This is a genomic window from Streptomyces sp. WAC06614, assembly GCF_003949795.1.
Lineage (GTDB): Bacteria > Actinomycetota > Actinomycetes > Streptomycetales > Streptomycetaceae > Streptomyces.
Genome location: NZ_RPRY01000007.1, coordinates 1 through 23,661, shown reverse-complemented (window position 1 = coordinate 23,661; position 23,661 = coordinate 1). Strand labels below are relative to the sequence as shown.

General features: G+C 71.6%; 16 protein-coding genes and 2 pseudogenes. 4 read left to right on the top strand and 14 right to left on the bottom strand.

The genetic code is table 11. The features are described 5' to 3' along the window. Positions 1 to 221: 221 nt before the first annotated feature. Positions 222 to 3,455, top strand: a complete 3,234-nt coding sequence (locus tag EF918_RS01900) for a DNRLRE domain-containing protein (protein WP_125639503.1) — start codon at positions 222 to 224, stop codon at positions 3,453 to 3,455. 151 nt (positions 3,456 to 3,606) lie between these two features. Here EF918_RS01900 and EF918_RS01895 read toward each other — a convergent pair whose 3' ends face one another. The 11 genes and pseudogenes from EF918_RS01895 to EF918_RS37895 all read right to left on the bottom strand — a co-directional run bounded on the left by EF918_RS01895 (position 3,607) and on the right by EF918_RS37895 (position 16,635). Further along, positions 3,607 to 4,884 carry a thymidine phosphorylase gene (locus EF918_RS01895; RefSeq protein WP_125639501.1) on the bottom strand — a complete coding sequence of 426 codons (1,278 nt, stop codon included), beginning with the start codon at positions 4,882 to 4,884 and terminating at the stop codon, positions 3,607 to 3,609. Between the two features lie 145 nt (positions 4,885 to 5,029). Then, complete coding sequence (locus EF918_RS37910) at positions 5,030 to 5,395, bottom strand: cytidine deaminase (protein WP_312847802.1); 366 nt, start codon at positions 5,393 to 5,395, stop codon at positions 5,030 to 5,032. 62 nt (positions 5,396 to 5,457) lie between these two features. Then, positions 5,458 to 6,720 (bottom strand): ABC transporter permease, encoded by a 1,263-nt coding sequence (locus EF918_RS37905; protein ID WP_125639492.1) that lies wholly within the window; start codon positions 6,718 to 6,720, stop codon positions 5,458 to 5,460. Next, positions 6,717 to 7,829 carry an ABC transporter permease gene (locus EF918_RS01880; protein ID WP_125639489.1) on the bottom strand — a complete coding sequence of 371 codons (1,113 nt, stop codon included), beginning with the start codon at positions 7,827 to 7,829 and terminating at the stop codon, positions 6,717 to 6,719. Before EF918_RS01880 ends, EF918_RS37905 begins: the two co-directional genes overlap by 4 nt. Further along, complete coding sequence (locus tag EF918_RS01875) at positions 7,826 to 9,604, bottom strand: ABC transporter ATP-binding protein (RefSeq protein ID WP_260609699.1); 1,779 nt, start codon at positions 9,602 to 9,604, stop codon at positions 7,826 to 7,828. Before EF918_RS01875 ends, EF918_RS01880 begins: the two co-directional genes overlap by 4 nt. Positions 9,605 to 9,714: 110 nt before the next feature. Next, on the bottom strand, positions 9,715 to 10,770 hold the full coding sequence (locus EF918_RS01865) for a BMP family protein (protein ID WP_125639486.1): 1,056 nt from the start codon (positions 10,768 to 10,770) through the stop codon (positions 9,715 to 9,717). A gap of 228 nt (positions 10,771 to 10,998) precedes the next feature. Continuing rightward, on the bottom strand, positions 10,999 to 12,243 hold the full coding sequence (locus EF918_RS01860; RefSeq protein WP_125639581.1) for an amidohydrolase: 1,245 nt from the start codon (positions 12,241 to 12,243) through the stop codon (positions 10,999 to 11,001). A 137-nt stretch (positions 12,244 to 12,380) separates the two neighbouring features. Continuing rightward, entirely contained in the window at positions 12,381 to 13,616 is a 1,236-nt protein-coding gene (locus tag EF918_RS01855; protein WP_125639483.1) for a hypothetical protein, read from the bottom strand. Positions 13,617 to 13,658: 42 nt separating this feature from the next. Further along, positions 13,659 to 14,567 (bottom strand): N-acetylneuraminate synthase family protein, encoded by a 909-nt coding sequence (locus tag EF918_RS01850; protein ID WP_125639480.1) that lies wholly within the window; start codon positions 14,565 to 14,567, stop codon positions 13,659 to 13,661. Between the two features lie 65 nt (positions 14,568 to 14,632). Next, positions 14,633 to 15,334, bottom strand: a pseudogene (locus EF918_RS37900) (NTP transferase domain-containing protein); the annotation flags it as partial. After that, entirely contained in the window at positions 15,331 to 16,635 is a 1,305-nt protein-coding gene (locus EF918_RS37895; RefSeq protein WP_260609698.1) for a DUF6716 putative glycosyltransferase, read from the bottom strand. The pseudogene EF918_RS37900 and the gene EF918_RS37895, both read right to left, overlap by 4 nt. Before the next feature lie 175 nt (positions 16,636 to 16,810). Here EF918_RS37895 and EF918_RS01840 point away from each other — a divergent pair, with 175 nt between their 5' ends. Beyond that, positions 16,811 to 17,788 carry a glycosyltransferase family 2 protein gene (locus EF918_RS01840; protein WP_125639477.1) on the top strand — a complete coding sequence of 326 codons (978 nt, stop codon included), beginning with the start codon at positions 16,811 to 16,813 and terminating at the stop codon, positions 17,786 to 17,788. Further along, positions 17,785 to 19,185 (top strand): polysialyltransferase family glycosyltransferase, encoded by a 1,401-nt coding sequence (locus EF918_RS01835; protein ID WP_125639473.1) that lies wholly within the window; start codon positions 17,785 to 17,787, stop codon positions 19,183 to 19,185. The genes EF918_RS01840 and EF918_RS01835 overlap by 4 nt, the downstream gene beginning before the upstream one ends. A gap of 70 nt (positions 19,186 to 19,255) precedes the next feature. On the opposite strand, the gene leuE is transcribed toward EF918_RS01835, so the two are convergent. Both leuE and EF918_RS01825 read right to left on the bottom strand, forming a co-directional pair. Then, entirely contained in the window at positions 19,256 to 19,978 is a 723-nt protein-coding gene (gene leuE, locus EF918_RS01830) for a leucine efflux protein LeuE (RefSeq protein WP_125639470.1), read from the bottom strand. Between the two features lie 44 nt (positions 19,979 to 20,022). Further along, the gene (locus tag EF918_RS01825; protein ID WP_125639467.1) at positions 20,023 to 21,603 is read right to left on the bottom strand and encodes a methylmalonyl-CoA mutase; all 1,581 of its coding nucleotides are present in this window, start codon (positions 21,601 to 21,603) and stop codon (positions 20,023 to 20,025) included. A 170-nt stretch (positions 21,604 to 21,773) separates the two neighbouring features. Between EF918_RS01825 and EF918_RS01820 the strand changes: the two genes are divergently transcribed. Beyond that, the gene (locus tag EF918_RS01820) at positions 21,774 to 22,652 is read left to right on the top strand and encodes a L,D-transpeptidase family protein (protein ID WP_125639464.1); all 879 of its coding nucleotides are present in this window, start codon (positions 21,774 to 21,776) and stop codon (positions 22,650 to 22,652) included. A 259-nt stretch (positions 22,653 to 22,911) separates the two neighbouring features. Here the strand turns inward: EF918_RS01820 and EF918_RS01815 are convergent. Continuing rightward, positions 22,912 to 23,661: pseudogene (locus tag EF918_RS01815) on the bottom strand (hypothetical protein); the annotation flags it as partial.

Here is a 23,661-nt window from a genome sequence, read left to right as displayed (position 1 = left end):
GGTGGCGCCGTGGCGAGCCGGCGGGGTGACGTTGTCGGAGGGATGGTCCATGCTCTGACCGCAGACCTGTGCACGAAAGGAACGTGGGGAGCGGTCCTTTCGTCCCGGCCCCGGCATTACCCGACCGTCCTGACTGTCGGCGTTTCGGCCAAGGGCCGAAAATCACCATGAGTTCCGAGGGCGACCATGCCGTGTCCGCCCGAGGGGGGAGAAGAACAACCATGGCGGCTTTTCAGCCACTGGACGAAAAACCGGCGGCCTCTCCGCCGGGGCAGGACGGAAACCGGAACGACGGTCCCGCAGCAACGGATAAAAGGCCCCGCCGCAAGCGGCTTTTCGCTGCCGTCGCCGCGATCGCGGCCGCAGCCCTGGCGCTGCCGCTCGCTGTCCACCTCGCCGACCCGCACCAGGACAAGGAGCCGGAGGAGAACCGTCGCGGCACCGGTCCGGTGACCGCCGCCGACGCCCTCCGCCAGGCCCGCAAGACAGGCAAGGAGGTCGCCGCCACCGCCGACTGGCAGGCCAACACCACCGTCTGGGCGCAGCCGGACGGCCACCTCAAGGCCAAGGTCCACTCGTCGGCCGTCCACGCCAAGGTGGGCAACGAGTGGAAGCCCGTGGACACCACGCTCCAGCGCGTCGAGGGAGGCTATGCGCCCAAGGCCGTGAACAGCCGACTGGTCTTCAGCTCCGGTGGCGGGCCGGCTGCGGGCTCCTCCTGGACCGAGCTGGTGCGTCTGAACGCCGACGGCCACGACATGGTTCTGAGCTGGCCCGGCGCACTGCCGGAGCCGGTCGTGGACGGACCCCGCGCCCTGTACGAGAACATTCGCCCCGGCATCGACCTGGTGATGACCGCCCTGGACGGCGGCTATTCCCACCTGCTCGTCGTCAAGGACAAGAAGGCCGCGGCCGACCCCCTGCTCGGCGAGCTGAACTACCGCCTGAGCAGCCCCTCGCTGACCTTCCGCGTCGACGAGGAGTCCTCCACGCTCAGCGGACGCGACGCCTCCGGCAAGGATGTCGTGGGCGCTCCCACGACCCTCATGTGGGACTCTGCGGGCAAGGTCGTCACCCCCTCGGGCGGCCCGGCGTTCACACCCGGGCCGGCTGCAAAGGATCACCCCACGCTCGCCCTGCCCGGCATCGCCGGCTCGGGAGGCGCCCACAAGGCCGTCGCCAAGGCCTCGCTCTCCGAGGACAACACGCTCAGCCTCAAGCCGGACACCGGCCTGCTCCACCACGAGAGCACGGTCTATCCGGTCTTCATCGACCCGGCGCTCAACATGCACAAGTACGGCTGGACCCTGCTCTACAAATACCCGGGCAACGCAAGCTTCTTCAACGGGGAGAACTACAACGCCCCGGGAACCAGCGATGCACGTGTCGGCCATGAAACCGACAGCTACGGGACATCCCGTTCGGTCTTCAATTTCGCCTTCAGCAGCGCGTTTCACGGCGCGGGCATCTACCAGGCGACGCTGCACGCCCTGGAGACGCATTCGTGGAGCTGCACTCCCAGCCCCTTCAGCGTCTACGCCACCCCCTACGTCACCCATTCGAGCACGTGGAACAACACGGACAACGGCTCGTTCTGGGGCAACCGGGTGACCGGAGCCAATGTGGCACACGGAAACGGTACGTACGGCTGCAACGACGACTGGGTCCGGCTGGATGTGAAGCGGACCGTCGAGCAGGGTGCCGCCAGCCAGTGGCAGGCCATCACTTTCGGATTCCGCGCGGACAACGAGAGCGACGAAAACAGCTGGAAGAAATTCCTCGCCAACGGTGACAGCGCCCCGTACGTCGAGATCCACTACAACAAGCGCCCCGACACCCCGGTCGCGGCGAACATGAGCACCACTCCCGGCGGCCCCTGCCTCACCACCGGCACCGGAACGAGCATCGGCAAGGCCACCGTGAGGTTCGAGGCGAAGGCCTCGGACGGCGACGGAAACCTCCGGCAGGTCAACTTCCGCATCTGGTCCGCCGACGGAACCGAGTCGATCAACCGGTTCGACGACGTCGACAGCACGGGCCTGGCCTGGATCGATGTCACTGCTGACGAGCTCAAGCCGGGCAAGACCTACTTCTGGCTCGCCCAGGCGATCGACGGGGACAACTGGTGGTCCGGCAGCGGCCCCCTGGACTCCGGCGCCGGCGGATGGTGCACCTTCACGGTCGACCACACCGCCCCCGCCAACCCGACCGTGCGCTCCTCGTCCTTCCCTGCACCCGGGCCCGACGGCGCCGAATGGAGCACGAACCCCGCCGGCACACCCGACCAGTGGATCGAGGTCCTGGGCAACGGCACCAAGCCCGAGGACATCCGCGAGTACCAGTGGAGCCTGAACCAGGCCTCCTTCGACCAGAAGGTCTGGCCCTGGAACGCCGACCTCGCCTCCATCAAGCTCCAGGTCGACACCGCCGGCCCGAACGTGCTCCACGTCCGCACCGTCAGCAAGGCCGGCAACGTCTCGGTCCCCACGACCTACCTGTTCTACGTCCGCCCGCGGCCGGGCCTGGACCGGCCCAACGACGTCACCGGCGACGGCGCACCCGACATCCTCGCCGTCGACGCCAAGGGCAACCTCAGGACGTACCCGGGCGACCCCAAGGCCCCGTACAAGGGCGACATCGAAGCGTGGATGCCCGCGGCCACGGACAACGGCAAGCCGGTACCGGACGGTTACTGGAAGGACGCCGCCACCGGCAAGGCCGCGATCATCGGCCACTCCACCGACTGGTTCCCGGGCGACGGTCTCACCGACCTGATCGCCCGCATGCCCGACGGCAAGCTGTACGTCTACCCGGGCGACGGATTCGGCCGGTTCGACATCAGCCGCCGCATGGAGATGCTGCTGCCGGCCGGCTCGCCGGACCCGGCCGGGTTCACCCAGCTCATCCCCACCGAGGACGTCACCGGTGACGGCATGGCGGACTTCTTCGCCCTCGCCGACAACGGCGACACCTTCTGGGCCTTCACCGGCTACACGGGCGCCGGCTTCACCTCGGTCAAGCAGATCGGCGGCACGGGTTGGAGCAAGCGGGACATCGTCGGGGTCCGCGACGCCAACAAGGACAACGTCCCGGACCTGATCTTCCGTGACGACGCCACGTCCCCGCAGCGCCTGGTCCTGCGGAAGGGCAAGCCGGGTGCGAACGGCGGCGTCGACCTGGTCTCCATCGGCACCGCCGCCGCGTCCTTGGACGGCGACCGGCTCTACGGTCTGGGCGGACCCTACGGCGGAGCGGGCGAGTACGGCACACCCGGGTGGGACCGTGCCACGTGGCCCCTCGTACGCGGCACGACCGACCTCAACGAGGACGGCTTCCCGGACTTCTATCTGACGCGCAAGGACGGAACACTGCACCTCTTCTACGGCGGCAGCACCGCCCAGAACCCCTGGCGCGTCGACGAGGAGGGCTGGAACACCTTCACCTCCATCGGCTGACCGACCCCGTCACCACGAGCAGGGCCCGCACCGAGCGTGCGGGCCGACGCTGCACCTTGGCCGCGATCAGATGGTGTGTGGTGGTCCCCGCATGCCGAACGGGACCGGTGGGGGTCCACCGGTCCCGTTCGCCCGCAAGGGAAACCGCAGGTCAGGCGATGCGGTCCAGCACGATCGGCGGGGCGGTGAACTCCGTGCCCGCCGCCGCGATGTCGTACGTGCCCTCCAGGGCCGACAGGGCGTAGTCGAACTTCTCCGGGGTGTCCGTGTGGAGGGTCATCAGGGGCTGGCCCGCCGTGACCGTGTCGCCGGGCTTCGCGTGGAGCTCGATGCCCGCGCCCGCCTGCACCGGGTCCTCCTTGCGGGCGCGGCCCGCGCCCAGGCGCCAGGCGCCGACGCCCACGCCGTACGCGTCCAGGCGGGTCAGGACGCCCGACTCGGGGGCGGTGACCACGTGCTGCTCGCGGGCGACCGGGAGGGTCGCGTCCGGGTCGCCGCCCTGGGCCGCGATCATCCGGCGCCAGACGTCCATCGCGGAGCCGTCCGCGAGGGCCTTGGCCGGGTCGGCGTCCTTGATGCCGGCGGCCTCCAGCATCTCCTTGGCCAGGGCGATGGTCAGCTCGACCACGTCGGCGGGGCCGCCGCCGGCCAGGACCTCGACCGACTCGCGGACCTCCAGGGCGTTGCCGGCGGTCAGGCCGAGCGGGGTCGACATGTCCGTCAGGAGGGCGACCGTCTTCACGCCGCTGTCGGTGCCGAGGCCGACCATGGTGCGGGCCAGCTCGCGGGCGTCGTCGATGTTCTTCATGAAGGCGCCGGAGCCGACCTTCACGTCCAGGACCAGGGAGCCGGTGCCCTCGGCGATCTTCTTCGACATGATCGAGGAGGCGATCAGCGGGATGGCCTCCACCGTGCCCGTCACGTCGCGCAGCGCGTAGAGCTTCTTGTCGGCCGGGGCCAGGCCGTCGCCGGCCGCGCAGATGACCGCGCCGGTGGTGTCGAGGACGTGCAGCATCTCCTCGTTGGAGAGCAGCGCGCGCCAGCCGGGGATGGACTCCAGCTTGTCCAGGGTGCCGCCGGTGTGGCCGAGGCCGCGCCCCGAGAGCTGCGGGACGGCCGCGCCGCAGGCGGCGACCAGCGGGGCGAGCGGCAGGGTGATCTTGTCGCCGACGCCGCCGGTGGAGTGCTTGTCGGCGGTCGGACGGGACAGGGACGAGAAGTCCATGCGCTCGCCGGAGGCGATCATGGCGGCGGTCCAGCGGGCGATCTCGGTCCGGTTCATGCCGTTGAGCAGGATGGCCATGGCCAGCGCGGACATCTGCTCGTCGGCGACGACACCGCGCGTGTACGCGTCGATGACCCAGTCGATCTGCTCGGGGCTCAGCTCACCGCGGTCGCGCTTGGTGCGGATGACGGAGATGACGTCCATGGAGAACTTCCTTACTTCCTGCGCTACGCGCGGACCTTCTACGCGCATAGAGAGTCGAAGAGGGGGATCGAGGAGGAAAAGGGTGTCGGGAACAGTGAACACGACGGCCCTCCGCCCGGCAGGGAGCGGAGGGCCGTCGGCACGGCTATCGCAGGTGGTCGGGCCCGAAGGCCTGGGGCAGCATCGCCGCGAGCGGCACGACGCCCTCGGGGGTGTCGACCTGGAGGTCGGGACCGCCGAACTCGAAGAGGAGCTGGCGGCAGCGGCCGCACGGCACGAGCAGGCCGCCCTTGCCGTCGACACAGGTGAAGTGGGTCAGCCGACCGCCACCGGTGTTCTGCAGCTGGGAGACCAGTCCGCACTCGGCGCACAGACCGAGCCCGTAGCTGGCGTTCTCCACGTTGCAGCCGGTGACCACCCGGCCGTCGTCCACCACCGCGGCGACGCCGACCGGGAAGCCCGAGTAGGGGGCGTACGCCCGGGACATGGCGTCCCGGGCGGCCTCCCGCAGGACCTCCCAGCCGCCGGCCGGACCGCCGGCCGGCGCACCGCCGGCCGGGCCCTGCTCGGACGTCACTTGCCCTGTCCCTTGCGGTACGGCAGTCCGTCCGCCTTGGGCATCCTCAGGCGCTGTGCCGACAGGGCCAGCACCAGCAGGGTGGTGAGGTACGGGGCGGCGTCCACGAACTGGCTCGGGACCGAGTCCGTCAGGGCGTACCAGACGAACAGGGCCGCCGCGAAGACGCCCGCGACCGCGGCCTGGACGTACTTCTTCTTGTACAGCTGCCAGACCAGGACGAGCACGAGCAGGATCGCGATCAGCAGGAGCATCGCGTGGACGTTCTCGGCGCCACCGCGCAGCCGGAGGCTGTAGGTGAAGCCGAACAGGCCCGAGCCGAGGGCCATGCCGCCCGGCATCCAGTTACCGAAGATCATCGCGGCGAGACCGATGTAGCCGCGGCCGCCGGTCTGGCCCTCCTGGTAGATGCCGGTGGAGACGATCGCCAGGAACGCGCCGCCGAGACCGGCCATCGCGCCGGAGACGACCACGGCGATGTACTTGTACTTGTAGACGTTGACGCCGAGGGACTCGGCGGCGACGGGGTTCTCACCGCAGGAGCGCAGGCGCAGACCGAAGGCGGTCCGCCACAGCACCCACCAGGTCGCCGGGACCAGCAGGACGGCGACGACGGTCAGCAGCGAGAGGTTGGTGACCAGTCCGCCGAGCACACCGGCGAGGTCGGAGACCAGGAACCAGTGCTTGGCCTGGAGCGTGGCCAGCCAGTCCGAGAGGCCGGGAACGGTGATCTCGGTCAGCGGGTCGATGCGCGGGGACTGCTTGGAGGAGCCGCCCGGGGCCTTGTCGAAGGTGAAGTTCGACAGGTACTGGGTGAAGCCGAGGGCCAGGATGTTGACCGCCACACCGGAGACGATGTGGTTCACGTTGAACGTGACGGTGATGATCGCGTGCAGCAGGCCGCCGAGGGCGCCGCCGACGATGCCCATGACGACACCGGTCCACGGACCCCACTGGTAGCCGGCCCAGGCACCGAACCAGGTGCCGAGGATCATCATGCCTTCGAGGCCGATGTTGACCACGCCCGCGCGCTCGGCCCACAGGCCGCCGAGGCCGGCGAGACCGATGGGAACGGCGAGCTGGAGGGCGCCGGAGACCTGGCCGATGGAGGTCAGGTCGTTGGCCCCGGAGATGACCCGGACCAGCGAGAGCAGCGCGAGGCCGCCCGCGATGATCAGCAGGATCCAGGGCAGGGTGAGCTTGCGGCGGCCGCTGCCCTGGGGCGCGGACTTCGTCGCGGAAACGGTGCTGGTGCTCACGCCGCGACCTCCTTCTCGGTCGTGATGGCGTGACCGGCGGCCAGCTCCTCGCCGACCTTCTGCTGCTGGCGGCGGATGCCGTAGCGGCGGACCAGCTCGTAGCTGACGACGACGGCGACCACGATCAGGCCCTGCATGATCGTGCCGATCTCCTGGGCGTAGCCGGCGGTGTCCAGGCCGGCCGAGGTCTGCTTGATGAAGGCGAGCAGGAACGCCGCGAAGACCAGGCCGACCGGGTTGTTGCGGCCGAGCAGGGCCACGGTGATGCCGGTGAAGCCGATGCCCAGGGGGAAGGACAGGTTGTACGTGTGCGACTCGCCGAGCAGCAGCGGCATGCCCGTCAGGCCGGCGACGGCGCCCGAGATGAGCATGGCCGTCATGATCATCTTCTTGGGCTCGACGCCGGAGGCCTGCGCCGCGGACTCGCTGGCGCCGGAGGCGCGCAGGTCGAAGCCGAACCGGGTGCGGTTGAGCACGAACCAGTAGACGACGCCGAGGGCGAAGGCCACGATCGTGAAGCCGTAGATGTCGCCGCCGGGCAGGGTGAGCGCCGGGAACCAGCCGGACTCCGGGATGTCACCGCTGGTCAGGTCGTTGGAGCCGGGAGGCTGGACGCCGAGGTTCTTCGGCAGGATCAGCCAGGCGATCAGGGAGGTGGCGATCGCGTTGAGCATGATCGTCGAGACGACCTCGCTCACGCCGCGACGGGCCTTGAGCAGGCCGGCGATGCCGGACCAGAAGGCGCCGGTGGCCATGGCGACGAGCACGATCAGCAGGATGTGCAGCGGGCCGGGCAGCGAGACCGAGGCACCGACCACCGCGGAGACCATCGCCGCGAGGCGGTACTGGCCGTCGACGCCGATGTTGAAGAGGTTCATCCGGAAGCCGATGGCGACGGCCAGGGCTGCCAGGAAGTAGATGCCGGCCTGGTTGACGATCAGGACCTGGATGTCCTCGTAACCGGCCTGCTCGATCATGATCCGCAGCGGGTCGATCGGGTCCACGCCCGAGGCGGCCAGCACGATCATGGTCAGCACGAAGGCGCTGACCAGCGCGAGCACCGGTCCGGCGGCTGCGATCAGCAGCCGGTCCTTGTCGAATTTCTTCATCGGGCCTCGTCCTCCGTCGTGTCACCGTCGGCAGCGGCGGAGTGGTCGTCGGTTGCTTCCAGGTGCCCGGTCGCGGCGCCCGTCATGGCGGTGCCGAGCTCCTCGGGCGTGATCGTCGCCGGGTCGGCGTCCGCGACCAGGCGGCCGCGGTAGATGACCCGGAGGGTGTCGGACAGGCCGATGAGCTCGTCCAGGTCGGCGGAGATCAGCAGCACGGCCAGGCCCTCGCGCCGGGCCTCGCGGATCGCGTCCCAGATCTGCGCCTGCGCGCCGACGTCCACACCACGGGTGGGGTGGGCGGCGATCAGGAACTTCGGGTGGTGGCTCATCTCGCGGCCGACGATCAGCTTCTGCTGGTTGCCGCCGGACAGCGAGGCCGCCGTGACGTCGATGCCGGGCGTGCGCACGTCGTACTCGCGCACGATCCGCTCGGTGTCCTTGCGGGCCGCCTTCGGGTCGAGGATGCCGCGCTTGGAGTTGGGCGCCTCGGTGACGTGGCCGAGGATGCGGTTCTCCCACAGCGGGGACTCCAGCAGCAGGCCGTGGCGGTGGCGGTCCTCGGGGATGTACCCGATGCCGCCCTCGCGGCGCTTGCGCACCGGCAGCTTGGTGATGTCCTTGCCGTCCAGCGTGACCGTGCCGGTGTCCGGGGAGAGCATGCCCATCAGGACCTCGATGAGCTCGGTCTGCCCGTTGCCCTCGACGCCGGCGATACCGAGGATCTCGCCCTTGTGGATGGTGAGGTCGATGTCGTCCAGCAGCAGCCGGCCGGCGACGGCGGCGGGCTCGTGGAGGTAGGTGTCGTCCTCCGGGGCGGCCGGGTTCGCCGGCAGCTGCTGCGGGATGCCGCCGGCCTCGGCCAGGGTGACGCCCTCGACCTTGAGCATCGCCACGTCCGTCACGGTCGACTCGCGCGTCTCGGGCGTGGGCAGCTCGCTGCCGACCATCAGCTCGGCGAGCTGCTTGGTCGTGGCGGTCTTCGGGTCGGCGGTGCCGACCGTGGTGCCGCGGCGGATGACGGTGATGTCGTCGGCGACCTTCAGCACCTCGCCCAGCTTGTGCGAGATGAAGATGACGGTCAGGCCCTCGGCCTTGAGCTCGCGCAGGTTGTCGAACAGCGCGTCGACCTCCTGCGGCACGAGCACCGCGGTCGGCTCGTCGAGGATCAGCGTGCGGGCGCCGCGGTAGAGGACCTTGAGGATCTCCACGCGCTGGCGGTCGGCGACGCCGAGGTCCTCCACGAGGGCGTCGGGGCGCACCCCGAGGCCGTACGCGTCCGAGATCTCCAGGATCTTCTTGCGGGCCTTGGCACCGATGCCGTAGAGCTTCTCGCCGCCGAGGACGACGTTCTCCAGGACGGTGAGGTTGTCGGCCAGCATGAAGTGCTGGTGGACCATGCCGATGCCCCGGGCGATGGCGTCGCCCGGGTTGGTGAAGGAGACCTGCTCCCCGTCGATGGCGATGGTGCCCTCGTCCGGCTTCTGCATGCCGTAGAGGATCTTCATCAGGGTCGACTTGCCGGCACCGTTCTCACCGATGAGGGCATGGACCGTGCCCTTGCGGACGGTGATGGCGATGTCCTTGTTGGCGACGACGCCGGGGAAACGCTTGGTGATGCCGTGCAGTTCAACGGCGGGGGGGCTGGACGCGGTGATGACGCACTCTCCTTGGCGCGAAGGAGCTGGAGGCAGGGGGGACAGGGCGGGGGGCGACGGTATCGCGTCCACGAGACCTCTACGCGCGTAGCACTGTCGAAAGTGAAAAGTTGTGGCCATCTTGCAGCCACAAGATCGGCCAGCAGGCCGACGAACGTGGCGCGGGGTCCGGGAGCGGCTTGAGCCGCCGCCCCCGGACCCCCCGTGTCGTCCGCCCGTCGGGCCGTCCCTTACGGGGCGGTCTTGACGGTGATCTTCTTGGCGATGATGTCGGCCTTGGCCTTCTCGACGGCCGCGATCAGCTCGGCCATCTTCTTGTACTCGGGGTTGGAGTCGGCCAGGCCGACACCGTTCTTGTCCAGGCCGTAACGGATCTCACCGGTCTGCGGCTTGCCGTCCTCGACCGACTTGATCAGGTTGTAGACCGCGCTCTGGACGTCCTTGGTGACCGAGGTCAGGATCTTGTCCTTGTACTTGGCCAGGCCCGCCTGGTTGTACTGGTCGGAGTCGACACCGATGGCCCACTTGCCGGCGTTGGCGGTGGCCTCGATGGCACCCGAGCCGGCGAGACCGGCGGCGGCGTAGACGACGTCGGCACCGGCGTCGAGCTGGCCCTTGGCGGCGGCCTTGCCGAGGTCGGGCTTGGCGAAACCGGTGAAGTCCGGCGGCTGGGTCAGGTAGGCCGACAGCACCTTGGCGTTGGGGTTGGTGTCCTTGACGCCCTGCTCGAAGCCCGCCTGGAACTTCTTGATCAGCGGAACCTCGACACCGCCGATGAAGCCGACCGTGCCGGTCTTGGAGGCCTTGGCGGCGGCGACGCCGGCCAGGTAGGAGCCCTGCTCCTCGTTGAAGACCAGGTTCGCGATGTTCGGACCGGTCACCGAGGTGTCGTCGATCAGGCCGAAGGTGGTCTTCGGGAACTTCTCGGCGACCTTCTTGATGGCCGGGGCGTAGGCGAAGCCGACGCCGATGACCGGGTTGTTGCCCTTGCGCGCGAGCTCGGTGAGGCGCTGGACCTTGTCCGCCTCGCTCTCACCCTCGGTGGGCTCGGCCTCCGCGCCCTTGATCTTCAGGTCCTTCTCGGCCTTCTCCAGACCCGCGAACGCGGCGTCGTTGAAGGACTGGTCACCACGGCCGCCGATGTCGTAGGCGATGGCCGCGGACTTCTCCGAAGAGGAGGACGACGAGGACGAGTCGGAGGACTTCTTGCCGCCACACGCGGTGGCGGTGAGGGCGAGGGCCGCGGACGCGACGCCCACGGTTGCGATCCTGGTGATCCGGCGCAAGGGGAGGCTCCTTCAAAACCTGACCGAAGCGCCACTGACCGGCGCTGGTTTCGCGGCGATCGTAACGCGCGTAGATGTCAGTTAAAGGCCCGTTCATGAGTCGTTATCGGATCGTCGCGAACCGGACAGTGACCACTCGGTAACTCGCCAGGCGCCCAGCCCTTGTGTATCAAGGGCCGGACGCTCCCGCCGGCGGACACGCCGATGGTGTACGGAGATCTGCTCCGCTCAGCCCAGCGGCCTCGCGCGACGCCCGTCGAGCAGGGCCGCGGCGGTGAAGAATTCCACGCCGACCGCGATCGCGGACTCGTCCACGTCGAAGTCCCCGCGGTGCAGGTCCCGCTTGGCGGTGTCCCCCGGCGTACGGACGCCGAGCCGGGCCATCGCGCCCGGCACGTGCTCCAGGTACCACGAGAAGTCCTCGCCGCCCAGGCTCTGCTCGGTGTCCTCGACGGACTCCGGGCCGCGCCGGGCGGTCATCGACTCGCGCAGCAGCTCGGTGACCACCGGGTCGTTGACGACCGGCGGCACCCCGCGCACGTGGTTGATCTCGAACTTGGCCCCGTGCATCGTAGCGATCTCGTCGATGGCCGCATAGACCTGGTCAGGGGCCTCGTGCCAGGCGTTGAGGTCCAGGCAGCGCACGGTCCCGGACAGCTCGGCATGCATGGGGATCACGTTGCAGGCGTGCCCGGCCTCGATCCGGCCCCAGGTGATCGACATGCCCGAGCGGGCGTCCATCCGGCGGGCCAGCAGCGCGGGCACGTCCACGGCCACCCGGGCCGCGGCGGTGACCAGGTCGGTGGTCAGGTGCGGGCGGGCGGTGTGCCCGCCGGCGCCGGAGAGGGTGACCTCCAGCCGGTCGCAGGCCGAGGTGATCGGGCCCGGCCGCAGGCCGATCTTGCCGGCGTCCACCCGGGGGTCGCAGTGCACGGCGATGATCTGCCCGACCCCGTCGAGCACGCCGGAGTCGATGGCCTCGGTGGCCCCGCCCGGCAGCACCTCCTCCGCGGGCTGGAACAGCAGCCGCACCGGCCGCGGCAGCAGCCCCTGGCGCTCCAGCTGGGCCAGCACCAGACCGGCGCCGAGCACGGTGGTGGTGTGCACGTCGTGGCCGCAGGCGTGCGCCCGGTCCGGGAAGGTGGAGCGGTACGGGACGTGGGTCTTGGCATCGGGAATGGGCAGGGCGTCGATGTCCGCGCGCAGGGCCAGCATCGGCCGTACCCCGTCCCAGGTGCCCACATCACAGATCAGGCCGGTCCCGGACTTCAGCACGCGTGGTCGCAGGCCGGCTTTTTCCAGCCTCGCCTTGATGGCGGCGGTCGTGCGGAACTCCTGGTGGCCGAGCTCGGGATGCATGTGCAAGTCCCGGCGGAACGCGATCAGTTCAGAACGCAGATTCTCCGGGAGCTTGCCGGGCAGCTCGGGCTGAGCGGGCTTTCCGGGCAGGGCGGTCTGGGACTCGCGGGACATCAACTGGTTCACCCGTTGAAGAGTAGGCGCACCACTAGGTCAACTGGCTGGAGATCAGCAAATCTTCTACCCGTTCGGGGAGAAAAAACCGTCCTCCGGGTGCATGGCCTCCGGTCGCGAGGGGTAAACTCCGCCGCTCATCCGGCCGCCGAAGCGGTCGCCGCCGGGAGTCCGTGCACATCACGGGCGGTCTCGGTGACCCCGGCCAGGAAGCTGCGGGCCCGCGGCGAGGCCCGACCGGTGAGCCAGGCCGGGTCCACGTCCACCACGGCGACGGTCACACCGGTGCCGCAGAGCGCGTACGGCAGCGTGTGGACGACCGTGGACGGAAAGCTGACGATCGTACGACCCACGGGACCGCGCCGGGCGATCAGCTCCAGCGGCAGGTCGGGCCGGACGATCTCCAGCCCGGTCGCCTCGCTCAGCGCGCGCAGCTTGTCGGCGGACTCCCGGCGGTGCGCGAAGTAGCGGGTGGCCCCGTGCTCGGCGGCCAGCGCCCGTACGGCTTCCTGGTAGCGGGCCGGGTCGACCACCCCGGTCTCCACCAGCGAGGTGCCGACCAGGTCGGTGCCCCGGGTCAGCCGGGGCGGCCCGAACCGGGCCCGGGTCCAGCCGAAGTCGTTGACCCGCAGCCGCATCCCGTCCAGCGGGGTGACCGGCATCGAGGTGAACAGCTCGACGTGGCGCAGCCGGCGCCGGGCGGTGGCGGACACCGGCGCGTACGCCAGCTCGCGCGCCCGGCCCAGGGGCCCGCCGCCGGTGCGGTGCCAGCGGCGCAGCCGCTCGCCCCGGCCGAGCTGGGCGACGAACTCCATGGTGGCGGTGCCGTCGTCGACGACCACCAGCTCCTTGGCCCGGGCCGGGGCGAGCAGCAGCTGCACGAACCGGGAGAACGGGTCGCCCACGACGATCCGGTCCGCCCGGCGCACGTCCCCGCAGAGGGCGGCCAGCGCCTTGAACGGCGCGAGGGCGCCGCCGCGGGCCTCCTGCCACCGCACCCGGTGTCCCTCGTCGCGCGCCAGCGTGGCCACGCGGCGAAGCTGCCCGCGGGACATCGGGTCGGTGGGCGGCAGGACGACGATCTGCACCGGGTGCCCGCCCCCGCCGGCCCGGGGTGGGGGCGGCGGCCCGGCGGGCCGCCGGGTCGGCTGGCTGGGCATGGCGTCCAGCACGGGCGGCCCGTCACCGGCCGCGGCCGCGTCCGCCGCGGCGGACGCGGCGGACGCGGCGGACGCGGCGGACGCGGCGGACGGGGCGGACGGGGCGGCGGGAACTGCTGCGGCGGCCGGGTGCTCCGCGTGGGCCCACTCCAGCACGTTCAGCAACTGGACCGGGCTCTCGACGAAGGCGAGGGTGGAGGCAGGAGGGGTCACGGCGTGGCTCCTGTTCGGCGGGGTGCGAGCGGGTGGAGCCGGTCAGACCGCGGCGAGCTCTCCGGCGAGTTCGCCCTGGACGCGGCGGAGCTTGCGCAGGGGGCCGAGCTCGGACGCGTAGACGCGCTTGACGCCGTCGCCGAGGGCGGTCTCGATGGTGCGGATGTCGCGGACCAGGCGGGTCAGGCCGCCGGGCTCGACGGAGGCGGCCTGGTCGGAGCCCCACATGGCGCGGTCGAGGGTGATGTGGCGCTCGACGAAGGAGGCGCCGAGGGCGACGGCGGCGAGGGTGGTCTGCAGGCCGGTCTCGTGGCCGCTGTAGCCGATCGGGACGTTCGGGTACTCCTCCATGAGCGTGTTGATCACGCGCAGGTTGAGCTCCTCGGCCTTGGCCGGGTAGGTGGAGGTGGCGTGGCAGAGCACGATGTTCTCGCTGCCCAGGACCTCGACGGCGTGCCGGATCTGGCGCGGCGTGGACATGCCGGTGGACAGCACGACCGTGCGGCCGGTGGCGCGCAGGGCGCGCAGCAGCTCGTCGTCGGTGAGGGAGGCGGAGGCCACCTTGTGGGCCGGTACGTCGAACTTCTCCAGGAAGGCGACGGACTCGACGTCCCACGGGGAGGCGAACCAGGAGATCCCGCGGTCCTTGCAGCGCTCGTCGACGGCGCGGTACTCGTCCTCGCCGAACTCGACGCGGTGGCGGTAGTCGATGTACTTCATCCGGCCCCAGGGGGTGTCGCGCTCCAGGTCCCACTGGTCGCGCGGGGTGCAGACCTCGGGGGTGCGCTTCTGGAACTTCACCGCGTCGCAGCCGGCGTCGGCGGCGGCGTCGATGAGGGCGAAGGCGGTGTCGAGGTCGCCGTTGTGGTTGATGCCGATCTCGCCGACCACGTAGACGGGCCGGCCGGGGCCGAGGGTGCGGGGGCCGAGGTTCCTCTGGCGGGCGTTCATGAGCGGTGTCCTTCGGTGGGTACGCAGGGTGCGGACGGTGCGGGCAGAGGGGTGGGGTGGGGCGGGTCGAGGAGGGGCGCGAGCGCCCGGGCGCGCGCCAGGTCGTGCGGGTCGTCGATCTCCAGCACGCGGGCGGGGTCGGTGGGCACGGGCAGGGTGCGGCCGAAGAACCGGTGGCGTGCGGTGCGGAAGCCCGGCACGTCCATGGCGTAGGCGGCGCCGGTCTCCAGCAGGTCCAGCGGGCGGTCCTGCCGCCGCGGGCGGGTGGCCCGGTCGTGGTTGACGCCGTGGCCGAAGCCCTCGGGGGTGTCCTCGCGGCGCCACAGGAAGCCGTGGAACGGGGCCACGGTCAGGGCCGAGTCGGCCGCGCCGGTGGCGACGGCGGCGGCGACCGCCTCGACGTCGGCCGGCTCCAGGAAGGGGCTGGTGCACTGGACCAGCAGCAGCACGTGGACCTCGGTGTCGTGCAGTTCCTCGAAGGCGTCGAGGGCGTGCAGCAGGGCCGATTCGCTGCTCGCGGTGTCGCCGGAGAGGGCGGCCGGCCGGGGCACCACGGCGGCGCCGGCGGCGCGGGCGGTCCCGGCGATGGCCGGGGAGTCGGTGGAGACGACGACGTCGGTCACGGTGGGCGCGGCCAGGCAGGCCCGCACCGCGCGGGTGACCAGTGGTACGCCGCCCACCTCGGCGAGGTTCTTGGCCGGGACGCCCTTGGAGCCGCCGCGGGCGGGGATGACGGCGAGGACCCGGCGGGGGGCCGCGGAGGTCACAGCTCCCCCAGCCGTCGGATCACGGGGGCGACCCGCTGGACGCCGTGCCGGTAGGCGCCGCGCGCGGCCTCGCGCAGGTGGGCGCGCAGGTAGCGGCGCAGCCACGACTCCTCGCCGGCCGGGCGGCGCAGCGCTCCGGGCATCGGGGTGCCGTCGGGGGCGAGGTGGTGGCGGGCCAGGATGCCGGGCAGGTATCCGGGGGCGGTGGTGGCCGTGTAGTACGGGGCGACGGGCGGCAGCGCGGCGCGGGCGCACAGGGCGTCCACCCGGGCCCGGGCCGCCTCGAAGGCCTCCTCGCCGGCGCCGACGCCCTGGGCGGCGAGCCAGGCGGGGTCTGCCTCGGGCAGGGCGCCGGCGTCGATCTCGTCCCAGGAGGCCAGGCAGCCGGAGCCGAGGAAGTGGTGGTTGCCGAGCGCCTCGCGGATGCCGAGGTCGGTCAGGACGGCGGTGGGGATGCCCCGGTGCAAGGACTCCAGCGCGGCCGTGGAGGAGACGGTGACCAGCAGGTCGGTGCGGTCCAGGACCTCGCCCATGTTCCCGTAGGCGAGCCGGCAGTTGGGCGGGAGGCCGCCGGGGAGCTTCTCGGCGAGCTTCTGGTAGGGCAGCTCCTCCAGGTGCGTGGTGTGCTCCCCGGGCCTGCTGCGCAGCTTGACCAGGACCTCGCGCTCGGGGTGCAGCCGGGCGTGCTGGACGGCGCGGCCGAGCAGGTAGCCGCGGTCGGCCTTGTTCTCCGGCACGGACGGCTGGACGGCGAACACCACGGTGTGCGCCCGCAGCCCGGCGGGCTCGTACGGGGCACCGTCGAGGAACGGCAGCGCGGTCTCGGTGACGGCCGAGGCGTCGGCGCCGACCCCTTCGTACACGCCGCGGAAGCGGTGGGCGTCGGCCCGGGAGTTGGCCAGGACCACGTCGGCGCCGTGCCGCAGGAGCAGGCCGTCGGCGAGCTTCTCGTAGACGACGCCCACGTAGCCGGTGACGAACACCGGGCGCGCGGCCGGCTCGGGCCACAGGGCGCGCACGCCGTGCAGGACGGCCTGCACGGCGCCGCCGACGAGGGCGAGGACGACCACGTCGTACGCCTCGCGCTCGATCTCGGCGAGGAACTCCGCGCAGGTCACCTCGGTCAGCCGGGCGGCCTCGACCCCCACCTCGCCGAGCTGGCGCGCGGTGGGGGTGGCACGGCCCCGCAGCAGATAACCGGTGGGATTCTGTTCGGGCGCGAGGCGGCGCGCGGTGAGCGCGCCCCATTTCCATCGCGTATCGGAATCGGCGAGCACTGCGACCCGCTTCGCTACTGGCACGGGCCAGAAGCTATGCCGGAATTCCGGTGATCGTCCCAACGAGTGCTCAACAGCGGGTGAACAGCCCGTCGACGAATTGCGAATCCAGGCCGGTTAACATGCCTGCCGCCTGTCGTTCATTTACATTCCGCATGCGGTCCACGGTGAATGCCGTATGCCGCAATAATCTCGGCGGGTGCTCACGCTCTCCGTCGTCGTGCCGTTCTACAACGTGCAGACATACGCACCCGATGCCCTGAAAAGCCTCGCGCTCAACGCCCGGGACGACTTCGAGTTCCTGCTCGTCGACGACTGCTCGACGGACGGGACCCCGGAGCTCCTGGAGCGCGCGGCGAGGACCCTGCCGGGGGCCCGGGTGCTCAGACGGGGGACCAACGGCGGCCTGGCCACGGCGCGCAACACCGGCCTGGACGCGGCCGGCGGGAGGTACGTGGCCTTCCTGGACGGCGACGACTGGCTGGCGCCGGGCCACCTGGCCCGCACCCTGGCCGCGATCGAGGCGCTGAGCTGCGATTTCGTCCGCACCGACCATGTCCGTACGGCGGGCCGCACGCGCAGTGTGCAGCGCATCCCGTACGGCCCGCAGCACGTGGTGGCCGATCCGCGCACGGCGATCCTGCCGGCGGACCGGTCGTCCTCGGTGGACTATCCGTACGCCTGGGCCGGGATGTACCACCGGCGGCTGCTCGACGCGGGGCTGCTGCACTTCACGGACGGTCTGCGCACGGCCGAGGACCGGCCGTGGATCTGGCGGCTGCACCGCCGGGCGCGCTCGTTCGCGGCGGTCGGGATGCCCGGAATCTTCTACCGTCGCGGCGTTTCCACCTCATTGACCCAGATCGGCGACGAGCGGCAGCTCGATTTCATTCGCGCATTCGATCAAGTTTTGGCCGAAACAGCTCTTGATCGAGAAGCCGAACGACTCCTCCCGAAAGCCGTTCGCACATATTGTGCGATTATCGCGCACCATAACGGATCCATCGAAAGGTTCGAACCGGCCGTGGCCAAGAAACTCCGTTCGACGAGCGCCGACGCCCTCCGGAGAATGCCGCAGCAGGTCCTGGACGACGTTCTGGACGCGATGGACGGGGAACGTTCCGCCCTGCTGCGCCGGCTGCGCCGCCGCGCCGTGACGGGAGCGGCCGCCCGATGAGCACGCACCCCCCGCGGACCACCCAGATCTTCCTGGCCTCCACCCTCTACGGCGTGGCCACCCTCGCCGCGGCCCTGGACTGCGGCGCCTTCCCGCCGGCCGCCCGCCGGATCCTGCTCACCAGCAACAACGCGGCCGTCCCGGAGGTGACCCCCGGGGTCACCGACATGCCCGGCTTCGCCGCCCTGCGCACCCGCTTCGACCAGGTGATCGACTGGAACGGGACCGTCGCGCCGTTCCACCCCAGCGCCTGGGCCCCCCGCCCCGACGACGTACCGCTGTGGGAGCGGCAGCTGCGGTCGGTGTGGGGGCTGGGCGAGGACCGGATCGACCTGGTCGTCGAGTCCATCCAGGTCTCCCCCGCCCAGGCGCTGTGCCAGCTCTTCCCCGGCGCCGCCGTCGAGGTCTACGCCGACGGCCTGATGAGCTACGGCCCCACCCGGTTCAAGCTCGACCCGCAGATCGGCATGCGCATCCGGCGGGTGCTCCACCTCGACCTCGTGCCCGGACTGGAACCGCTGCTGCTCACCGAGTTCGGGGTGCCGGCCGAACGGGTGCCCGACGCCGCCTTCCGCAAGGTGCTCGACGAGCTCGCCGACGACGCCGAGCTGCCCGCCGAGGTCACCGCGGCGGCCGAACGGGCCGCGTGCACCGGCCGCGGGCCCGCGCTGCTGCTCGGCCAGTACCTCTCCGCGCTCGACCTGCTCTCCGTCGCGGAGGAGCAGGAGCTGCACGCCGCGATGGTGCGCGGCGCGCACGCGCTCGGCCACCGCGAGATCGTCTTCAAGCCGCACCCCACCGCGCCGGTCTGCTCGTGGGACCGGGCGGCGGCCGAGGCGGAGGCGCTCGGCGTCCGCCTCACCGTCGCCGCCGGTCCGGGCCTGGCCGAGGTGCTCTACCGGCGGCTGCGGCCGGCCCTGGTCGTCGGCTGCTTCTCGACCGGGTTGCTGACCGCCGCCACGCTGTACGGGCTGCCGGTCGCCCGGACCGGGACCGCCGACGTGCTGGCCCGGCTCACGCCGTACCCCAACAGCAACCGGATCCCCCTCGCCCTGGTCGACGCGCTGCTGCCGGACCTCGCCGACGCCGACGCCGTGCGCGGCTGGACCCCGCCGGGGCCCGGCCGGGGCGGGCAGGAGGTGGCCGGGCTGGTCACCGCGGTCGGCTTCACCATGCAGCCGCAGGTGCTGCACACCCGCCGGAGGGAGGCCGAGCGGTACCTGGCCGCGCACCTGGACGCCCGGACCTGGCGGTACGTCACCCGCAAGCGGCTGACCTCGCTGGCGCTGCCCGGCGGCATCCCGGCCCAGCTCGCGTTCCTGCCGGGCAGCCCGGTACTGCGCCGCGCCGTACGCCGGGTGCGGCGGCTGCGCCGGGCGGTGGCCCGCAGCCGCTGAGCCGGGCCGGCCCCGCAGCCGCCGGGCCGCGCCGCCGGTCGGCCGGTCGGCCGGTCAGCCGGTCGGCCGGTCAGCTCGTGGCGAGCTTCGCCGCGAAGCCGAGGAAGAGCACGCCCGCCGCCGAGGACAGGCCGGCCGTCAGCCGCCTGCGGCGGCGGAACGCGGCGGACAGCCGGGCACCGCTGAAGATCAGGGTGCTCAGGTAGAGGAAGCTGGACAGCTGCGCCAGCGAGCCGAGCAGCAGGAAGGACAGCGCCGGGTAGGCGTAGGCGGGGTCGACGAACTGCACGAAGAAGGACAGCAGGAACAGGATCGCCTTCGGGTTGAGCAGGCTCACCACCAGCGCCCGCCGGTACGGCCGCTCCACGGCCCCGGCCTTCGCCCCGCCCGCACCACCGGCGCCGGCCACGGCGCCCGCCGCTTCCGCCCCGGCCCGCTCCACGGCCCCGGCCACCGCCGCACCGGCGCCCGCCGGGGCCCCCGCGTCACGGCTGCGCCACATGCCCCGGGCCGTACGCATCATCCCGAGCGCGATCCAGGCCAGGTAGCCGGCCCCGGCCACCTTGACCGCGCCGAACACCAGGGGACTGGCCTGGAGCAGCGCCCCCGCACCCAGGGCGGTCAGCGCCATCAGCACCGTGTCCCCGGTGAACACGCCGCACGCGGCCCGGTACCCGTCGCGCACCCCGCGGCGGGAGGCCACGGAGAGTACGTACAACGAGTTCGGGCCGGGCAGCAGAATGATCAGCGCCAGCGCGGCGAGGTAGGTCGGCAGATCGGTCACACCCAGCATGCGCAGGAGTGTCACATAGGTTTGCTCCTGTCGACCAACGTGTTTCACCAGCTGGAATCGGCCGGGACGTACGTCCCCCAGACCTCCCGCAGAGCGGTGCACACCTCCCCCACGGTGGCCCGCGCCCGCAGCGCCTCCTTCATCGGCGGCAGCACGTTCTCGGTCCCGTCCGCCGCGATCCGCAGCTCCGTGAGCGCGGCCTCGACCGCGCCCGCGTCCCGCTCCGCGCGCAGCCGGGCCAGCCGCGCGGTCTGGCGGACCTCGATGGCCGGATCGACGCGCAGCGGCTCGTACGGTTCCTCCTGCGGCAGCGCGAACCGGTTGACGCCGACCACCACCCGCTCGCCGCGGTCGGTCTCCTGGGCGATCCGGTAGGCGTTGCGCTCGATCTCGCCCTTCTGGAAGCCCCGCTCGATCGCGGCGACCGCCCCGCCGTACGCCTCGACCTGGGCCATCAGCGCGAGCGCGGCCTCCTCCAGTTCGTCCGTCATCGACTCCACCGCGTAGGAGCCGGCGAACGGGTCGACGGTGTGCGGCACGTCCGTCTCGTAGGCCAGCACCTGCTGGGTGCGCAGCGCGAGCCGGGCCGCCTTGTCGGTGGGCAGGGCGATGGCCTCGTCGTAGGAGTTGGTGTGCAGCGACTGGGTGCCGCCGAGCACCGCGGCCAGAGCCTGGACGGCCACCCGGACGAGGTTGACCTCCGGCTGCTGGGCCGTCAGCTGGACCCCGGCGGTCTGGGTGTGGAAGCGCAGCATCAGCGACTTCGGGTCGCGGGCGCCGAACTCCTCGCGCATGACGCGGGCCCAGATCCGGCGGGCGGCACGGAACTTGGCGACCTCCTCCAGCAGGGTGGTGCGGGAGACGAAGAAGAAGGACAGCCGGGGCGCGAACTCGTCGACCGCCATGCCCGCGCCGATCGCCGTACGGACGTACGCGATGCCGTCGGCGAGGGTGAAGGCGACCTCCTGCGCGGGCGAGGCCCCGGCCTCGGCCATGTGGTAGCCGGAGATGGAGATGGTGTTCCACCGCGGGAGCTCGGTGCGGCAGTAGCGGAAGGTGTCGGCGACCAGCCGCAGCGAGGGGCCGGGCGGGAAGATGTAGGTGCCGCGGGCGATGTACTCCTTGAGCACGTCGTTCTGGACCGTGCCCGTCAGGCGGTCGGCGGGGATGCCCTGTTCCTCGGCGACGAGCTGGTAGAGCAGCAGCAGGACCGCCGCCGGAGCGTTGATGGTCATCGAGGTGGAGACCTGGTCGAGCGGGATGCCGTCGAACAGCACGTGCATGTCCTCGACGGAGTCGACGGCCACCCCGACCTTGCCGACCTCGCCGTGCGCCAGCGGCGCGTCGGAGTCGTGTCCCATCTGGGTGGGCAGGTCGAAGGCGACCGACAGGCCGGTGGTGCCGGCCGCGATGAGCTGCCGGTAGCGGGCGTTGGACTCGGCGGCGGTGCCGAAGCCGGCGTACTGCCGCATCGTCCACGGCCGGCCCGTGTACATCGTGGGGTAGATGCCTCGGGTGAAGGGGTAGGAACCGGGTTGCCCCAGTTTGACCGCCGGGTCCCAGTCCGTCAGGGCCTCGGGCCCGTAGACGGGTTGGAACGGCAGACCGCTCTCGGTACGTGGCATGTGACCAAGACCTCCGTAGTGTCACCGGGCCCGGTGCTGATAGAACCGTCCCCGCGAAACGGCCCCGGTCACAATGGCGCAACATCCCCGGACCGTGCGCAACCATCCACGCCACCCAGGCATCGTCTAGATACACACGCAGATTTCGGGGGGAAGAGATGCACCGCCACATGCACCGCCAGAGAGTTGTCCGGGCGCTCGGGGTCGCCACCGCCGTCGCGCTCGCCGCGACCGCCTGCGGGACGGGCGCGTCGGACGCCAAGCGTCCCACCGCTCCGTCCCCGTCCGCGTCCGCGGCGGGCAGCACCCCCGACCCGTCGGCCTCCGCGTCCCAGGACGGCAAGCCCGGCGACGCCTCGCCCTCGCCGTCCGCCTCGTCCTCCGCCTCCCCGTCGGCCTCGCCCTCGCCCAGCGTCAAGGCGATCATGTCGAACGGGGACGAGAGCGAGCAGGTCCGGGAGCTCCAGGCCCGCCTGAAGCAGCTCGACCTGCTCAAGACCGACCCGACCGGCTTCTACGGCTCGAAGACCACCGCCGCGGTCAAGGCCTTCCAGAACAAGCACCAGCTGCCGGCCCACGGCGCGGTGGACCAGGCCACCTGGAAGAAGATCCAGGAGGTCACCAAGAAGCCCTCCGACAAGGAGCTGAACCCGCCGGCCCCGGTCAACCAGGCCGACGCTCCGGACCCGCGCTGCATGCAGGGCCGGGTGATGTGCATCAGCAAGGAGAGCCGCACCCTGGCGTGGATGATCGACGGCAAGGTCATCTCCACCATGGACGTGCGCTTCGGCTCGGAGAACACCCCGACCCGCGAAGGCGTCTTCAACGTCGGCTGGAAGGCCAAGGAGTGGACGTCGACGATCTACCACACGCCGATGCCGTACGCGATGTTCTTCAGTGGCGGCCAGGCGGTGCACTACTCGGCCGACTTCGCGGCCCGCGGCTACAACGGTGCCTCGCACGGCTGTGTGAACGTCCGTGACAAGGGCAAGCTCGCCGCGCTGTTCGAGCAGGTGAACGTGGGCGACAAGGTCGTCGTCTACTGGTGACCGTCCGCGGGTGACCGCCGCGCCTGATCGTGACGGCGCGGCCTGATCGTGACGGCCTGCTGGTGATCGTCCGGCCGTGACCGGCGGCGGTGCGTGAGTGGCGCGGGCAGGGCCGGGGGAACGTGCCCCGCCCGCGCCAGTTGCGCAGAGCCCAGGGGTACGGGGGGAACCCCGGCTTCATGCGCCGCCGATGACCAGTCGGCTCGTTATGTACTGCGCCGGCCGCTCGAAAAGTGTTACAGCGGGGTGTGCGGGCAGGTCAGCGGGTGGTGCGCAGGGCGTCGAGGTCGCCGTTGGCACGCGGCAGCGGCACCGACGACGGGGACGGCGTCGGCACCTGGAGGATCCCGCTGCCGGTGCCCTTCTTGCCCCCGCCGCTCCCGTCGGAGCTGCCGTCCGCGCCCTCGCGGCCGGTGGTCCGGTCGTCGCCGTCCATGACCGTCTGGCAGAACCGGGCGATCCCCGAGGTGCTGCGGGCCAGCTTGGACAGCCGCTCGCGGCGGTCGTCGTCCATCCGGCCCGATCGGTAGTCCTTGCACAGGTCCAGGGCGCGGGTGCGGTTCTCCCGCTCGCGGTTCGGGTCGCGTTCCCGGGCGGTGCCGTCCCCGGAGGGCTCGTTGCCGCCCCCGCCGGTGAACCCGGCCGTCCCTTCGTCCCCGAGCCCGCCGGGCGTGTGCGCGCCGGCGGTGGTCCCGGCCTCCGGGCTCTCCCGCAGCGGCCGCTGCGGGCCACTGGGTGCGGGGACCGGCGAGGTGGCCCGGCCCGTGGGGTCGGGCGTACCGGTGCTGCTGACGGAGACCGACGGGGCGGGGCCCGCGTTCGTGTGCAGGGCCCGGCCCAGCAGGCCGGTGCCCGCCGCGGCGGCGACCCCGCCGACCGCGATGCTGGCCACGGCGGCCGCGAGCCCGAACCGTACGGGGGCCACCCGGCGGCGCGGCGCCCGCGCGGCCGGTCCGGGCAGGAGCCGGACGACCTGCTCGGCGGGGGCGGCGGGCACGGTGGGAGGGAC

Excerpts from the sequence above, each read along its gene's own strand:
- EF918_RS01900 (WP_125639503.1), top strand. The coding sequence starts at position 222 with ATGGCGGCTTTTCAGCCACTGGACGAAAAACCGGCGGCCTCTCCGCCG.
- EF918_RS01895 (WP_125639501.1), bottom strand. The coding sequence starts at position 4,884 with ATGGACGTCATCTCCGTCATCCGCACCAAGCGCGACCGCGGTGAGCTG.
- EF918_RS01880 (WP_125639489.1), bottom strand. The coding sequence starts at position 7,829 with ATGAAGAAATTCGACAAGGACCGGCTGCTGATCGCAGCCGCCGGACCG.
- EF918_RS01875 (WP_260609699.1), bottom strand. The coding sequence starts at position 9,604 with ATGGCCACAACTTTTCACTTTCGACAGTGCTACGCGCGTAGAGGTCTC.
- EF918_RS01860 (WP_125639581.1), bottom strand. The coding sequence starts at position 12,243 with ATGTCCCGCGAGTCCCAGACCGCCCTGCCCGGAAAGCCCGCTCAGCCC.
- EF918_RS01850 (WP_125639480.1), bottom strand. The coding sequence starts at position 14,567 with ATGAACGCCCGCCAGAGGAACCTCGGCCCCCGCACCCTCGGCCCCGGC.
- EF918_RS01835 (WP_125639473.1), top strand. The coding sequence starts at position 17,785 with ATGAGCACGCACCCCCCGCGGACCACCCAGATCTTCCTGGCCTCCACC.
- leuE (WP_125639470.1), bottom strand. The coding sequence starts at position 19,978 with ATGCTGGGTGTGACCGATCTGCCGACCTACCTCGCCGCGCTGGCGCTG.
- EF918_RS01825 (WP_125639467.1), bottom strand. The coding sequence starts at position 21,603 with ATGCCACGTACCGAGAGCGGTCTGCCGTTCCAACCCGTCTACGGGCCC.
- EF918_RS01820 (WP_125639464.1), top strand. The coding sequence starts at position 21,774 with ATGCACCGCCAGAGAGTTGTCCGGGCGCTCGGGGTCGCCACCGCCGTC.